14 protein-coding genes are annotated in these 14,188 nt (G+C 68.1%); 4 read left to right on the forward strand and 10 right to left on the reverse strand.

The window, feature by feature from the left end; all coding sequences use genetic code 11:
• Positions 1–79 precede the first annotated feature (79 nt).
• Positions 80–2,212, forward strand: a complete 2,133-nt coding sequence (locus J8M50_RS04340) for a DEAD/DEAH box helicase (protein WP_010352078.1) — start codon at positions 80–82, stop codon at positions 2,210–2,212.
• Here the strand turns inward: J8M50_RS04340 and J8M50_RS04345 are convergent.
• Positions 2,125–3,546, reverse strand: a complete 1,422-nt coding sequence (locus J8M50_RS04345; RefSeq protein WP_078480613.1) for an MFS transporter — start codon at positions 3,544–3,546, stop codon at positions 2,125–2,127. The genes J8M50_RS04340 and J8M50_RS04345 overlap by 88 nt on opposite strands.
• Positions 3,547–3,722: 176 nt before the next feature.
• Between J8M50_RS04345 and J8M50_RS04350 the strand changes: the two genes are divergently transcribed.
• On the forward strand, positions 3,723–4,577 hold the full coding sequence (locus J8M50_RS04350; protein WP_010352076.1) for a helix-turn-helix domain-containing protein: 855 nt from the start codon (positions 3,723–3,725) through the stop codon (positions 4,575–4,577).
• 167 nt (positions 4,578–4,744) lie between these two features.
• Positions 4,745–5,308, forward strand: a complete 564-nt coding sequence (locus tag J8M50_RS04355) for a DUF4232 domain-containing protein (RefSeq protein WP_010352075.1) — start codon at positions 4,745–4,747, stop codon at positions 5,306–5,308.
• 356 nt (positions 5,309–5,664) lie between these two features.
• Here J8M50_RS04355 and J8M50_RS04360 read toward each other — a convergent pair whose 3' ends face one another.
• Together J8M50_RS04360 and J8M50_RS04365 are read right to left on the reverse strand one after the other, a co-directional pair.
• Positions 5,665–6,096 carry a hypothetical protein gene (locus tag J8M50_RS04360; RefSeq protein WP_010352074.1) on the reverse strand — a complete coding sequence of 144 codons (432 nt, stop codon included), beginning with the start codon at positions 6,094–6,096 and terminating at the stop codon, positions 5,665–5,667.
• Positions 6,080–6,457 (reverse strand): hypothetical protein, encoded by a 378-nt coding sequence (locus tag J8M50_RS04365; protein ID WP_141655552.1) that lies wholly within the window; start codon positions 6,455–6,457, stop codon positions 6,080–6,082. The genes J8M50_RS04360 and J8M50_RS04365 overlap by 17 nt, the downstream gene beginning before the upstream one ends.
• Positions 6,458–6,669: 212 nt before the next feature.
• Here J8M50_RS04365 and J8M50_RS04370 point away from each other — a divergent pair, with 212 nt between their 5' ends.
• Positions 6,670–7,830, forward strand: coding sequence for a hypothetical protein (locus J8M50_RS04370; protein ID WP_141655551.1), 1,161 nt, complete (start codon positions 6,670–6,672; stop codon positions 7,828–7,830).
• Between the two features lie 66 nt (positions 7,831–7,896).
• Here J8M50_RS04370 and J8M50_RS04375 read toward each other — a convergent pair whose 3' ends face one another.
• The 7 genes from J8M50_RS04375 to J8M50_RS04405 all read right to left on the reverse strand — a co-directional run bounded on the left by J8M50_RS04375 (position 7,897) and on the right by J8M50_RS04405 (position 14,151).
• A complete protein-coding gene (locus J8M50_RS04375; protein ID WP_010352072.1) occupies positions 7,897–8,931 on the reverse strand; it encodes a serine hydrolase domain-containing protein in 1,035 nt (344 codons plus the stop codon).
• 121 nt (positions 8,932–9,052) lie between these two features.
• Positions 9,053–10,138, reverse strand: coding sequence for a glycosyltransferase family 4 protein (locus J8M50_RS04380; RefSeq protein ID WP_010352071.1), 1,086 nt, complete (start codon positions 10,136–10,138; stop codon positions 9,053–9,055).
• Positions 10,135–10,671 carry a dCTP deaminase gene (locus J8M50_RS04385; RefSeq protein ID WP_010352070.1) on the reverse strand — a complete coding sequence of 179 codons (537 nt, stop codon included), beginning with the start codon at positions 10,669–10,671 and terminating at the stop codon, positions 10,135–10,137. Before J8M50_RS04385 ends, J8M50_RS04380 begins: the two co-directional genes overlap by 4 nt.
• On the reverse strand, positions 10,668–11,207 hold the full coding sequence (gene dcd / locus J8M50_RS04390; RefSeq protein ID WP_010352069.1) for a dCTP deaminase: 540 nt from the start codon (positions 11,205–11,207) through the stop codon (positions 10,668–10,670). The genes J8M50_RS04385 and dcd overlap by 4 nt, the downstream gene beginning before the upstream one ends.
• The gene (locus J8M50_RS04395; RefSeq protein ID WP_029183626.1) at positions 11,204–12,400 is read right to left on the reverse strand and encodes a metallophosphoesterase; all 1,197 of its coding nucleotides are present in this window, start codon (positions 12,398–12,400) and stop codon (positions 11,204–11,206) included. The genes dcd and J8M50_RS04395 overlap by 4 nt, the downstream gene beginning before the upstream one ends.
• Complete coding sequence (locus J8M50_RS04400; RefSeq protein WP_010352067.1) at positions 12,397–13,680, reverse strand: UDP-N-acetylglucosamine 1-carboxyvinyltransferase; 1,284 nt, start codon at positions 13,678–13,680, stop codon at positions 12,397–12,399. Before J8M50_RS04400 ends, J8M50_RS04395 begins: the two co-directional genes overlap by 4 nt.
• 39 nt (positions 13,681–13,719) lie before the next feature.
• A complete protein-coding gene (locus J8M50_RS04405; RefSeq protein ID WP_010352065.1) occupies positions 13,720–14,151 on the reverse strand; it encodes an ATP-binding protein in 432 nt (143 codons plus the stop codon).
• Positions 14,152–14,188 lie beyond the last annotated feature (37 nt).

Raw genomic sequence — 14,188 nt, forward strand, 5'->3', positions numbered from 1 at the left:
GCATAGAGGCGGTCGTATTGCAGAAATCACGGAGTTGACGGGCGCGTGCCGACGAGACTCCGGAAGGTTTCGCATACGCATGTCCATTTCCAGTTCTGATCAGGTCGTCGAGTCGGTCGTCGAGGTCATCGAGTCCGAAGAGGTCGTAGAGACCGTCGTTTCGGACGAGACCGTCGAGGCCTCCGCTCCCGAGAGCACCTTCGCCGACCTCGGTCTCCCCGAGGGTGTCGTGCGCAAGCTCGCGCAGAACGGCGTGACGTCCCCCTTCCCGATCCAGGCCGCGACCATCCCGGACGCGCTGCTCGGCAAGGACATCCTCGGCCGTGGCCGCACCGGCTCCGGCAAGACCCTCTCCTTCGGCCTCCCGACGCTCGCGCGGCTGGCCGGCGGCCGTACCGAGAAGAAGCGCCCGCGCGCCGTCATCCTCACCCCGACCCGCGAGCTCGCGATGCAGGTCGCGGACGCGCTCCAGCCCTACGGCGACGTCGTCGGCCTGAAGATGAAGGTCGTCTGCGGCGGTACGTCGATGAGCAACCAGATCTACGCCCTGGAGCGCGGCGTCGACATCCTCGTCGCCACCCCGGGCCGGCTGCGCGACATCATCAACCGCGGCGCCTGCTCCCTCGAAGACGTCCAGGTCACCGTCCTCGACGAGGCCGACCAGATGTCCGACCTGGGCTTCCTGCCCGAGGTCACCGAGCTGCTCGACCAGGTCCCGGCGGGCGGCCAGCGGATGCTGTTCTCCGCGACGATGGAGAACGAGATCTCCACGCTGGTCAAGCGCTACCTGAACAACCCCGTCACGCACGAGGTCGACAGCGCCCAGGGCAACGTCACGACCATGTCGCACCACATCCTCATCGTGAAGCCCAAGGACAAGGCGCCGGTCACCGCCGCGATCGCCTCCCGCAAGGGCCGCACGATCATCTTCGTCCGCACCCAGCTCGGCGCGGACCGCGTCGCGGAGCAGCTGCGCGAGTCCGGCGTGAAGGCCGACGCGCTGCACGGCGGCATGACCCAGGGCGCCCGTACGCGGACCCTGGCCGACTTCAAGGACGGGTACGTCAACGTCCTCGTCGCCACCGACGTCGCCGCGCGCGGCATCCACGTCGACGGCATCGACCTCGTCCTGAACGTGGACCCGGCCGGGGACCACAAGGACTACCTGCACCGCGCCGGGCGTACCGCTCGCGCCGGTCGCACCGGGACCGTCGTATCGCTGTCCCTGCCGCACCAGCGCCGCCAGATCTTCCGCCTCATGGAGGACGCCGGCGTCGACGCCGGGCGGCACATCATCCAGGGTGGGTCGGCGTTCGAGCCCGAGGTCGCGGACATCACCGGTGCCCGGTCGATGACCGAGGTGCAGTCCGAGTCCGCGGGCAACGCGGCTCAGCAGGCCGAGCGTGAGGTCGCGCAGCTCGCCAAGCAGCTGGAGCGGGCGCAGAAGCGTGCCGCCGAGCTGCGTGACGAGGCCGACCGGCTGGTGGCCCGCGTCGCGCGTGAGCGTGGCGAGGACCCGGAGGCCGCTGTCGCCGAGGCGCAGGAGCAGGCCGTCGCCGAGGTTCAGGCGGCTGTCGAGGAGGCCGCCGCCGCCGAGGTCGCGGCCGAGCGCCGGGAGCGGGAGTCCCGTCGGGACGACCGCGGTGGTGACCGTGGTGGGCGTGGCTTCGAGCGTCGGGACAACAACGACCGTGGCGGGTTCCGCCGGGACCGTGACGACCGTCCGGCCGGCCGTGACCGTCGGGACGACCGTGGTGGGCGTGGCTTTGAGCGTCGCGACAACAACAGCGACCGTCCGGGCTTCGAGCGTCGGGACAACGACCGTGGCGGCTTCCGTCGCGACGACCGTCCGTTCAACCGTGACCGCCGTGACGACCGCGGTGGTGACCGTGGTGGCCGTAGCTTCGAGCGTCGGGACAACGAGCGTCCGGGCTTCGAGCGCCGTGACAACAACAGCGACCGTCCGGGCTTCGAGCGTCGGGACAGCAACGACCGTGGTGGCTTCCGTCGCGACGACCGTTCCGGTCACCGTGGCAGCGACCGTCCCTTCAACCGTGACCGTCGCGACGACCGTCCGGGCTTCCGCGCCGGCGGCCACGAGCGTCCGTCCTTCCGCCGTGACGATCACCGGGGTTCGGGCACGGGCACGGGCCCGTCGTCGTCCTCGTCCTTCCGTCGCGACGACAAGCCGCGCTGGAAGCGCAACGGCTGAGTCTGAGTGAATCTGGAGGGCCCTCTGCTTCGGCGGGGGGCCCTTCTGCCGTTCGGCAGCATGAGGGCCGCTGCCGTGGTGGCCATCAGCGCCACGGCCGCGACGCACAGGGCGACCCGCAGCCCCGCGATGCCCCGGTCCGCGACCAGGGCTCCGAAGACGGCCACGGCGAGCGCGCCGCCCGTCTGCCGGAAGGAGTTCAGGATCCCGGCGGCCGTTCCGGCCCGGTCCGCGGGGATGTCGTTCAGCAGGACGGCGGTCAGGGACGGTACGAAGAAGCCCAGGCCGAGGCCGACCGGGACGAGCATCGCCGCGATCACCGGTCTGCCGGTGCCCTCGTCGATCCAGAGCAGGCCGGACATCGCCAGCGCGAGGACCGCTTGTCCCGTGGCGATCGGCATCCTCGGCCCGAAGCGTGCCGCGGCCCTGGCCGAGGCCAGGTTGGCTCCGGCGATCACGGCCGTCATCGGCAGGAACATCAGCCCCGCGGCCATGGCGGACAGGTGCAGCACGTCCTGGAAGAACAGGCTCAGCACGAACACCAGCCCGTAGAACGCGGCATTGACGACGAAGCCGATCACGACCGAGACCGTCACCGTGCGCGAACGGAAGAGGCCGAGCGGGACCAACGGCGCGGCGGTACGTGCCTCGATCATGACGAACGCGGCCGTCGCCGCTGCGGCGAGCCCCAGGCAGACCGGCACCCTGGGTTCGCCGAAGCCGTTCTCCCCCGCGTCGATCACCGCGAAGGTGAGCGCCGCGAGCGCGACGATCGCCGTGAGCTGGCCGTACGGATCGAGAGGCACGGCGCGGCGCGGTGAGCGCTCCGCGCGGGTCAGCACGGCGAGGGTGGCGATGCCGACGGGCAGGTTGACGTAGAAGATCGCCCGCCAGCTCAGAGCGTCGGCCAGCACCCCGCCGGCCACCGGTCCTGCGGCGACCGCGACGGCTCCGCCGGCGGTCCACAGCGCGATGGCCCGGGCCCGTCGGCCCGCGTCCGGAAAAGCCTGCCGGACGAGGGCCAGCGAGGAGGGCAGCATGACCGCCGCCGCGCTCCCCTGGATCACGCGGGCGGCGATCAGCTCGCCCAGCCCCGGCGCCAGTGCGCACGCGGCCGAGGCGATCGTGAAGACCGCGACGCCGGCGCCGTACGCGCGGCTCGCCCCGACGCGGTCGCAGAGCGCGCCTGCGGAGAGCAGGAGCGCGGCGAACATCAGCGTGTAGGCGTCCACGATCCATTGCAGTCCCGCCGTGCTGCCGCCGAGGTCCCGCCCGATGCCGGGCAGTGCCACGTTCAGCGCCATGGTGTTGAGGTTGAGCAGGAAGATGCCCATGAGCGTGGTCGCCAGGATCAGCTTCGGTGCGGCCGTGTGCTGCTGTTCAAGAGTGGTCACCTGTCCAGGCTGGTGAGGCGCGCGAGGGCGAGGCAGACCGTGGTCTTCCGGGGGGCGCCACAGGGGGGTGCGACAGGGCCAGGCTGCGGGCCGGTCCCCGCTGGCAGAATGACGGCATGACCGAGTTCGGGAAGTTCCTGCGGGCTCGCCGTGGTGGCGTACGCCCGGCGGACGTCGGACTGCCCGCCGGACCCGGTACGCGCCGTACGCCGGGTCTGCGCCGGGAGGAGGTCGCGGCGCTGGCCGGTGTCAGCATCGACTACTACGTACGTCTGGAACGCGGCAAGGAGACCCGGCCGAGCCCCTCCGTGATCGAGGCGCTGGCCTGCGCGCTCCGCCTCAGCCAGGAGGAGAGCGGCTTCCTGCACGAGCTGGCGGCGCGCGCGGCGCGGCGTGCACCTGAGCTGCGTCCCCTGCCGTCACGGCGGGTCCGTCCGACCGTCAGGCAGCTCCTGGAGACGCTGCGGCCCAGCCCGGCGTACGTCGTGAGCCGCACCAACGACCTGCTGGCGGCCAATCCCGGCGGGCTGCGGCTGCTCCACGGCATCGCCGACTGGCCGGAGCGGCAGCGGAACACCGTGCGGTACGTCTTCCTGCACCCGGCCGCCCGCGAGCTGTGGGTGGACTGGGAGCGGAAGGCCAAGGGGTGTGTCGCCCAGTTGCGGGCGATCGCCGGCAGCGATCCGGACGCGCCCGATCTCGCCGCGCTCGTAGGCGAGTTGATCGTCAAGAGCCCCGACTTCAACCGGCTCTGGGAGCGGTACGAGGTGCACACGATCGGCGACGGCGAGAAGACGCTGCGGCACCCGGAGGTCGGCACGATGACGCTCTCGCACGAAGGGCTGTCCCTCAACCGCGCGCAAGGCCAGCGGCTCGTCGTCTACATGGCGCCGCCGGGCAGCCCGGACCACGACAGGATGACGCTCCTCGACCTCGCCGCCTCCGTCTCACCCTCTCGGGGGCAGAGCTAGTCCGGTGGCCCATCGGCTCTCCGCGCGGGTGCAGCCTGTCGTCACCGTTTTGTCACGAGCAGTCGCCGTACGGAACCCTGCCGCTCTCCCGCCCTGTCTGCACTCACGTACCGCGGGGCGACAACCGACCGGAACCCGCGGGCGATACGACTCAGGGGGACGACAGCATGCGGCACAGCAACGGGATTCGCAGGGCGGCTCTGGCGACGACGACGATCACGGCCGTCGCGGCGGCGGTGACCGGCATCCTGCCCGGCACCGCCATGGCGACGACGACCACCACCCCGCCGCCCGCCTGCGCGGCCTCCGCCCTCCAGGTCAGCGCCCGGCAGGCCGCCCACCCGCCCGTCGGGACCGGGACCGGGGCGGCGGTCGTGCAGTTCACCAACGTCTCCCGGAAGACGTGCGTCCTGAAGGGCTATCCGACGCTCGCGGGCGCCGGCAACGGCTCCCCTTCCCGCAACACCCCGCTCAAGGTCACCCCCACCGGCAAGGCGTCCACCGTGACGGTCCGGCCGCACGGCAAGGCATGGGTGAAGCTGACGTTCGTCCAGGTCCAGGGGGAGGGCGACGGCTACTGCGTGTCGGGCAAGAAGCCGTCGGCGTTTCCGACGATGGTCATCGGGCTGCCGCGCTCCGGGAAGCACCAGGTCGCTCTGAACGACGGGTGGTGGGCCGAGTGCGACAACAAGGTGACCGCCACCCCGGTCTCGGCGGTCAAGCCTTCCTGACCCCACAGGGGGAGAGGCCCCGAAAACGCCGAAGCGCCCGGGTCGACCGAAGTCGATCCGGGCGCTTCGTAGCGGTTCAGAGGGGTTTCCCGCCCCTGCGGCAGTAGGCCCTGTGGGACTCGAACCCACAACCAATGGATTAAAAGTCCTGTTCAGGGCTTGCTGGGTGGTTCTGGACGGTTCCTCCGTGTCCGGAACCACCTGGTCAGGCAGGGCGGCGCACTCTGCGGCGGCCACACCGTGATCGGCTGTGCCGCACCGTCCGCTCACGCATCGCTCACGCATGGCGGGCCGTTGAGCAGCAGGTTCGCGCTGCACCAGAATAATTCGCTACTACGACCGCGCCTGGCCCCGAGCTACTGACCACTCATGAATATGACTGTCGCCAGGGCAACACCCCCAAGGGCAACTGCAAGCAACCGCAGCTTCCACGTGACGGGGTGAGTGATTGCTCGCTGCACTACAGGCCAGTGCCGGTACAGCAAGTAGACCATCGCGTCGAGGAAGAGAGCGACGCCACCGGCCAGCCATATGTACAGCGTGGCGGCATGGACGAGGTCCGCGAGCCTTGAGAAGAGTTCACCATCAGGAACAGACTGCGTCCACCAGGCTGCCATCGGGCAGAGCGCCCAGACCAGCATGATCGTCGTCCAGACTTGCGAGAGCATCGACGGCCGCAGGGACGTCTGGACAGGGGTGACGCCGACCAGATTCTGGGTGCCGCCGATCACGGTGGGTCCGGTGAAAACATTGTGGTGAACCTCTGGGGCGTCAGAGTTCTGGCTCATGTTCCACCTCATGCATGTTGACGATCTGAATGCCGCCCACCTGCGTCGGCCCACGGAACTGGTTGTCGTGAACGTTCAGTTGAATACGAGGCTCCGGCTCTCCCAGGACGTCCCGGAGCTGCTGGACAAGGCGTCCATCGGACGCTGCAAGTCGCTGGACGTACTCGTGCACGGCGCTATGCAACCTCGCGGGGTCCACCTCGCGAAGACGGTCAAGATCTTCGATGCTGGCGCCTTCGTTGTTTCGCGAGCGGCTCAAGATCGCGCTCAACCTCGGTCGTAAGGATGTGTAGGCATCGCTGACCAGTAGTCCGGTAAGTGCCGTCGTGACGCTCTCAGCCACAAAGCCCAAATCTGGCATGCATCCCCCTGTCGCTTCGGATGCATCAAGACTATGGAGGGCAACGCACTCTGTCAGAGAGATCGATGAACAACACCGCTTCCTCCCAGACGCTCGCGCGCAACTACCCCCCCCCGAGCGGCCTGTCTGCCGTCGGCACGCTTGGCTTCAAAAGTGGCGTCATAGACGAAATGCGGCGCGAGTGAAGCATTACAGTGACATGCTAGGCGGCTGTGATCACACAGATACGCGATCGCTTCACGCGAGTTCAAGAGCAGCTACGGGCGTTCCAGCATGGCCTCCGCGAGGCGTTCGACAGCGCGCGACAGCAGCATGGCCAAGACAGGCTGGCCGGGATACAGCAATCATTGAATGCGATGCAGCCGGACTGGGAGATACCCAGACCCGTCGCAGATGGTGTACGCGCTTGGGCATTCAGCGCCGCACTGTGGAGGCCCTTTCGGAAATGGTGCATGAGGTTATCATTGGCCGGGTGGATCCTCGTTCTTGTCTTGATTTCCGACATTCCATCCGATGAGTCACCACCTGAACCCCTGTCCGTAGAGAAAGTGGTCAAGGCCGCTTCGTGGCTGGAAAACAAGTCGGCAATAATCTGGGACCACCCCGGCATCGCCCTCCATCTCCTGCAGAGTGTGACCATGCGGTGGATCTTCATCGTCCTGGTTGTGTACTGGCTGTTCCGAGGACTCCCCAATGCTCAGGTCCGTCGCCCCTTGGAACCGCCCAGGTGGACGCACCCGCTGCAGAGGGTGATCAATTCGCTGGCGTGGGCTGCAACGCTTGAGCGTAGATTCCGAGCCACCGCGGTGCTCGCTTCTGCAGCCAACCGCTGTGGAATCGCCTATCGAAGGCAGAATAATCCATGGGAATCGTCACCAGCCGCCATGATGGAGCGGCATCTGCTTTCAGCGGAACACTTCATACTGACCGCGTGGAAGCGGTGGCCTACATTGAAGGAGCGCGCTGTAAAGCACCGGAGGCATGCGCTGCAAGAGCATGCTGGTCTGGTGGCTGCCGCCCTCCGGAAGGAAGCACTGCGTCTCGACGGCCCCGAATGCGACGAAGCATTGAAGCGCCTGGCCGAAATGTTGATCACCATTGCTGAGCGCTATTCTGACGGTCACTTGGGGGCTCTTCTGCCGAAAAATGATTTGGAAGGGCTCACGCCCGTTCGACACCGTGAGGGGTGGCAACTCACTCTGATGGTGAGCGGCATCGTCGCTGTCACAGCGGGAGCAGCGGCGGCGGGACTTCCCGATGGTGCTGCCACCGTAGCGGGACCTGCTCTTGCGGGCTTAGTGATGTGGCGGGTCAACAAACGCCATGGCGGACGAGAGACCGGGGACGCGTTCGATCTTTTCCGGCCACGCTGACGGCCGACTCCTGGTCACAGCAGCAGTTGGATTTGTCTTCGAGCTGACGGCGAAAGAGTCGCTGTCTCAGCCGAAGGCGAGTTCGCGGAAGGTGTTGCGGATTTCGGTGAGGGGCTGGCGGTCGCGGGTGTAGTAGAGCTTGTTGGTCAGTAGTACGGCCCAGCGTCCCTGGTCGGGGGAGATCCACATGCCCGTTCCGGTGAAGCCGTAGTGCACCCAGACATCCTGGGTCGGCTTGGTTCCGGGAGCCGGGTGCCAGAACAGGCCGCGTACGGGCTCCAGTTCACCGGTCTGGATCGTCAGCGACTCAGTCACCCAGGCCGGCCCGAAGCCGGCCTGCTCCGGTGCAGAGGTGTCGCCCAGCATGTGACACAGGAACGCGGCGAGGTCGTCGAGGACGGTGAAGGCGCCGGCGATGCCGCACACGCCGCCCAGGAGCCGCGCGGAGAAGTCATGGGCGACGCCTTTGAGGTGAGCCCCGGTGTCCTGGTCGAACTCGGTCGGTGCGCACCTCGCGGTGATCTCCGTCGGCAGCGGCCCGAACCGGGTGGTGTTCATACCGAGCGGCTGCCAGCTCCGCTCCGTGGCGAGTTGGTCGAGGCGTCGGCCCGAGAGGTGCTCGGCGAGGTAGCCGAGGACGAGGGCGGCCCGGTCGGTGTACTCGACGGCCTCTCCGGGCTGGCGGTGCAGTCCTTCTCTCAGTACGCCGTCGCGGATGTCCTGCGGGTCGGTGCCGTAGAGGTTCTTCAGTTGGGCCCGCAGCGGAACGCCGGCCGTGTGGGTCAGCAACTGGCGGGCGGTCACCGATCCGAGCGCGTGGTCTTCGACCTCGGGCCAGAAGGTACCGAGGGGGGAGTCGAGGTCGAGCTTGCCTTCTTCCCGCAGGGAGCCGATGGAGGACCACACCGCGAGGATCTTGGTGAGACTGGCGGCGTCGAAGACGGTGTCGGGCCGCATCGGCACATCCGGCTGCGCGGGGTCGAGGACCCCTGTGGTGCCGTGGACGTGAGTTCCGGCGGCGTCTCCGACGGCCCATACAGCGCCGGGGTAGACCTTGTCGCGGACGCCTTCGCTCAGGAGTTGTTCGATGCGGTACGTCATGCATGGTCTCCCTGTTCGCAGTGGGCATCCCGCCGGTCAGCGTAGTGACGCGGGCGGGATGAGTGGAGGAACGGCGTGCGGGGCTGCCTTCGCCTCCGGACGGCTTGGTCTCCGTACCTGCTCAGGAGAGTTCGAGCAGAGCTTGTGCGGCACGCGACAGCGGGTATCGAGCAGCGTTCGCGTAACCCGCCTGCCGCAGCTCGGACAGCAGGCCGGGTGAGGTTCGGAGCCGATCCAGATCGCGGGCGAGAGCAGCCGAGTTGGTGAAGTCGGTGGCGACGCCGGAGGCGGCGAGGGTCTCGTTGAGGCCGGGTACGGGTTGGTGGAGGACGGGCAGTCCACAGGCTTGGGCCTCCAGCGCGACCAGGCCCATGGCCTCCAGGGTGGTGGACGGCATGACCAGCACGTCGTGTTCGGCGAACACCTTCCACAGATGCGGGCGGCGTAACCAGCCGAGGTAGCGGGGCCGTATGTCGGCCCGGTGCAACAACGGTGCCAGGGCGTGGAATTGGGCCTGGGGTGCGGCGATGCTCAGTTCGACACCCGGCACGGGCGCCAGGCTTTTGACCAGTGCCTCGGCCCCCTTCTCGGCTGTCAGCCGTCCCGCGTACAGCAGCCGTAGGTGGCTGGTGGTGCGGGGTGGCCGGGGTGGCGGGTCAGTGAGCAGGTGATCGGGGATGCCCCAGGAGATCTGGGTGACCTTCCGGCGGTCGGTCTGCGGGGCGAGTTCGAGGAGGCGGTCGGCCATTGCTCCCGTCGGTACGACGATCGCGTCGGCGGCTCTGGCGGTCTCCCGCAGGACACGGAGTTGATCGCGGTGAGCCTCGGCGAAGATCAGGTCGGTGCCGTGGACCAGAGCGATGCGGGGGTGCAGGGGCAGGGCTCGGATCAGCGCGGGGCTGGCTCCGAAGGTGAGGTGCTGGAGGTGCAGGACGCTGATCCGAGCTGGGTCGATCGCGGCTGAAAGAGCCTCGCTCAGGGCTGCGACGTAACGGCCGAATGCCGGGCCTTCCAAGCACTTCCCGGCGACGGGAAGCAGGTCGAGCCCGGCCGGGAGGTGGTGTCTGACGTCGGGCGGGCCCAGCATGAACGCGCGTGCCGGGATCAAAGGGCGGTCACCGGTGTAGAGATCGAGGAAGAGTTCGACGCTGCCGCCCGGGCTTCCGGCGGGCAGGTCCAGCAGGGTGGCGGCCGGATGGGGACTCACAGGACTCCTCCGCGGATCTCTTCGTAGAGGCGGGAGATGTCGATGCCCTCCGTGTTCGCGTACTTGGAGAGTTGCTGCTGATAGCTGGCAGGCGTGCCGTAGGCGGTGAGGAAGACGAGCTTGCCGAACGTCATCCCCGGATAGACCCGGACGGGCTTGGCAGCGCGGATCTCCAACGTCCAGCGGATGGCGTGGCCTTGGTGGCCGAGCGGGGCGGAGACGTGGACCCAGATGCCGAGTGCGCCGATGGTGCGGTCGCCGTTGAGCATCTGCGCGTACGTCTCCGAGCCGGTCCTCTCCAGCGTGATGCCGAGGTAGAGCATCCCCGGCTGCAACACCAGACCCGTTGCGGGGATGGCCTGTTCGACGAACGCGGTGGGAGCGGCGGTATCCAGGTCACCGGCACACATGCGGAGCCTGTCTCCGAGCCGCCAGTCGTAGGCGTTCGGGGAAAGGCGGGCGGGGTCGTACGGGTCGATCGTGATCTCGCCGGTCTGGAGGGCAGCGCTGATCGCGGGGCCGGTGAGGATCACGAGGCGACCGGCTTCAACGGGGTGACATCCCGCCAGTACTTCGACGGCTGCGGGCCTGTGGCGGCCTGGTACTTGCCTTGGTAAGGGGTGATTTCGCCGGTGGAGACGAAGAACATGATCTGCGCGATCTTCATCCCGGTGTACACCCGCACCGGACGGACCGGCGAGAGCATCAGCGTCCATTGGCCGTGGAAGCCGATGTCGCCGATGGGGGCGGTGATCTCGACGAAGAGGCCGAGCCTGCCGACCGAGGAACGGCCGAACAGCAGCGGCACGAAGGAATCGGAGCCGACGTGTTCGAGAGTGTGCCCGAGGTACAACTCGCCGGGCTGGAGCACGTATCCGTCCGTCCCGATTTCCCACTCACGCGTGAGGTTCGGACGGTAGGAGTCGATCACCGTGTCGGCATAGGTCAGCAGGGTGGGACCGAGGCGGACGTTGTAGCTGTTGGGGTTGACCTGTTCCAGCTCGAAGGGGTCGATGGTCAGACGACCGTCGCGGGCAGCTGCGGTGATCTCGGGTCCGGTGAGGATCACTGCTCGCCTCCTGCGGCAGTAACGACGCGTTGTACGGCTTGGCCAAGTCGTAGCCCGGCTTGGCGCGTTCGTCCGCCCAAGTGGTTGTCGGCGAGGTAGTCGGTTGTCAGCACGCTGCTCACCGCCAATGGAAGAGGCATAGGGGCGATGGCCAACGGGCCTACATGTTCGGCGAGTTGCCCGAAGAGCTGAGCGCGCTCGTCTGGAAGAGCGGCGTGGACGAGGTGGTTGTCGAAGGGCTCGACGGCCAACAGGTCGCCGAGGGTGAGCACTTCGCCGAGCGGTACGGAGCGGAGCGCGGTCTCGTTGAGGATCACTGCGTCCGCGCCGAGGCCGGAGCGGAGTCGGCCGGCGATCTCTCGCAGCAGACGGCTTCGGTCCAACTCGCCATTGCGATAGGGCTCGTTCACGGTTCCGAGCGGACTCGCCAGCTTCCGGCCGATGAAGGAAATCTTCTCCTGCACCGTGGCGAGGTCTTCGGGAACTGCGGCAGCGTTGGGAAAGGTGCATGTGCGAGCGGTCCAGCCGCTGCCGACCGATGTCGCGGTGGCATAGCCGATGCCGAGTTCACACCCCTTGACGATCAGCGTGTCACCGATGCGCACCGGGCCGTAGGTGTCGCTGTGGCAGTGCCCGGCAAAGATGACGTCCACGCGCGGGCAGGCGGCGGCCAGCTCCAGGTCCTTCTCGAAGCCGGAGTGGGACAACACGATCCAGGCGTCGGCTCGGTGGTGGTTCTCCAGCATCACCTCGCGCAGGGCGTGAGCGGGGTCGGTGACGTGGTGGCCGTTGCGGTCGCGGGTGGGGATCGTGTGGAACGCCTGGGGACCGATCACCGTCGTGATGGCGACCCGTTGGCTGCCGATCCTCTTGACGCAGACCCGGTCGAAGAGCGGTTTGCCGTTGGCGTCGGAGGCGTTGGCGCACAAGGTCATCTCGTGCAGCCCTGGTTCGAAGTAGTGCGGCCAGCCGTGATTCCCGGGCGCGAGCAGGTCGTACAGGCTGGTGAGGATCTCGCGCTCGATCCGGCCCTTGCCGAAGCGGTGGTAGCCGCTCCCTTCGAAGAAGTCGCCGCAGTCCACGATCAGGCTCTCGGCCCTGGCGGTGTGGAGGTGCGTGAGCATTGGCGTGGCCACATCGAAGGCCGAGTGGACGTCGGTCGTAGCGATGATCTTCCGTAACCATCGGCTCATGGGGTGACCTCGTAGATGTCAGCGCCGAGGGCGTGCAGTTTGGTGGGCAGGTCGGCGTGTCCGCGCCGGAGTTGGTCGAGGCCGCCCAGCGTGGTGGCACCGCGCGCGGTGAGGCCGGTGATGAGCAGGGCGGAGCCCGTGCGGATGTCGGTGGCCTCCACTCTGGTCCCGGTCAGTTGCTGCGGGCCGGTGAGGCGGCACTTGGTGGGCGACAGGTCGTGGATCTCGGCGCCGAGACGGGTGAATTGGGGCAGGAGGTTGCCGTGGCGGCCGGGGTTGATGGTGTCGGAGAAGAGATGGGTGCCAGGGCGGGTGAGGGCCAAAGCCATCAAGGACGGTTCGAAGTCGGCGTCCAGGCCGCCGGGGGAGAGGGAGGCGACGGCTCGTAGCGGCCGGCCGGTGGGCCGGGTGTCGTGGGCGTGGACGGTCAGTACGTCGTCTTCGACGCTGGTCGGCACGCCGAGCCTTCGCAGGGCGCTGACCAGGGGTACGACGTCGTCGCCGCGTACACCGCAGATACGTGCGTCGCCGCCCGTCACCGCGACGGCACAGGCCAGCGTGCCGGCTTCGATCTTGTCGCCGGGTACCTTCCAGGCGATGGCCTCCGTGAGGGTGGTCGGGAGTGGTGCGAGCGAGAGAAGGGACCCGGCGGCCCGGCAATGCCATCCAGTCGTCCGTAACGCCTCTACGACACTGAGCACTTCCGGCGAGAGGTTGGGCCCACCCAGCCTCAGCGGCCGTCCGGCCACGACAGCGCGCAGAACGGCGGCGATGGTCGCACCTCGGGAACGGAAGGGCAGCATGATCGAGACCGTTCCGGTCCGCGCGGCGGCTGCTTCCACGAGGTAGCCCCGGTCGTCGACGGTCGCGCGGTCACCGAAGCGCTCGTAGACCGTGAAGTGCTGCTCCATACCGCGCTCCCCGATCCGGCATCCGCCCGGCCAGGGGAGCCGGGCCCGTCCGTATGCACCGAGCAGTGCCGGCACGAGGTAGTACGAGGCTCGGATGCGTGCGGCGGTCTCGGGGTCGGGCCCCGATTTCGGCCTGCCGCTGGGCAGGATGGCCACGGTGTGCGGATCGGAGACGGGGCGTGCTGTGTGCCAGCCGGACTGCTGGAGCAGGGCGAGCATCGTTTCGACGTCGGTGTTCGCCGGGACGTTGCCCAGGTGTACCGGCCGGTGCAGGGTCGCGGCGGCGGCCAGAAGGGGCAGGGCCGCGTTCTTGGACCCGTCGACTGTCACGGAACCTGCGAGAGGGGTCCCGGGCCGGATGGCGACCACTTCAGCGGCGACCGGGGGAATCCTTACGGCTGTCAACCGTCAACTCCTTTGCGGGGGAAGGCATTGTGAGGGCTGTTCCGGACCGGTGACCTTGAACTCGGCCCAGCACCGCTTGCCGGAGGGCAGCAGGTCGATCCCGTGGCGATCCGCGAAGGCGGCGACGATGAGCAGGCCGCGTCCGCCCTCCTCTTCCGCGTCCGGAAGCCCGACCTGTGGGGCCTGGGAGCTGGCATCGGTCACCTCGATCAGCAGGCGTTCGTCGTACAAGCGGGCGCCGGCCGAGATGGGACCGTGGCCCGCGTGCCGTACCGCGTTGGCAAGCAACTCGGCGGCGACCAGTTCCGCCGTCTCCAGAAGTTCCTGATCGAGGGAGGCGTCCCAGCCCCGTATCCCGATCGCGAGCCGCCGGCGTGCCGAACTGGAGGCAGCAGCGGTGCCGTGAACGGGAAAGTGGATCTGATGCGCTTCCATGAGCGGCCTCCTGGATCGGTGTGGCGGCTCCACGCAA

It is taken from the genome of Streptomyces acidiscabies (genome assembly GCF_020010905.1).
Lineage (GTDB): Bacteria > Actinomycetota > Actinomycetes > Streptomycetales > Streptomycetaceae > Streptomyces > Streptomyces acidiscabies.

Coding starts and splice junctions, on each gene's coding strand:
- J8M50_RS04340 (WP_010352078.1), top strand. CDS start 80: ATGTCCATTTCCAGTTCTGATCAGGTCGTCGAGTCGGTCGTCGAGGTC.
- J8M50_RS04345 (WP_078480613.1), bottom strand. CDS start 3,546: ATGGGCATCTTCCTGCTCAACCTCAACACCATGGCGCTGAACGTGGCA.
- J8M50_RS04350 (WP_010352076.1), top strand. CDS start 3,723: ATGACCGAGTTCGGGAAGTTCCTGCGGGCTCGCCGTGGTGGCGTACGC.
- J8M50_RS04355 (WP_010352075.1), top strand. CDS start 4,745: ATGCGGCACAGCAACGGGATTCGCAGGGCGGCTCTGGCGACGACGACG.
- J8M50_RS04360 (WP_010352074.1), bottom strand. CDS start 6,096: ATGAGCCAGAACTCTGACGCCCCAGAGGTTCACCACAATGTTTTCACC.
- J8M50_RS04365 (WP_141655552.1), bottom strand. CDS start 6,457: ATGCCAGATTTGGGCTTTGTGGCTGAGAGCGTCACGACGGCACTTACC.
- J8M50_RS04375 (WP_010352072.1), bottom strand. CDS start 8,931: ATGACGTACCGCATCGAACAACTCCTGAGCGAAGGCGTCCGCGACAAG.
- J8M50_RS04395 (WP_029183626.1), bottom strand. CDS start 12,400: ATGAGCCGATGGTTACGGAAGATCATCGCTACGACCGACGTCCACTCG.
- J8M50_RS04405 (WP_010352065.1), bottom strand. CDS start 14,151: ATGGAAGCGCATCAGATCCACTTTCCCGTTCACGGCACCGCTGCTGCC.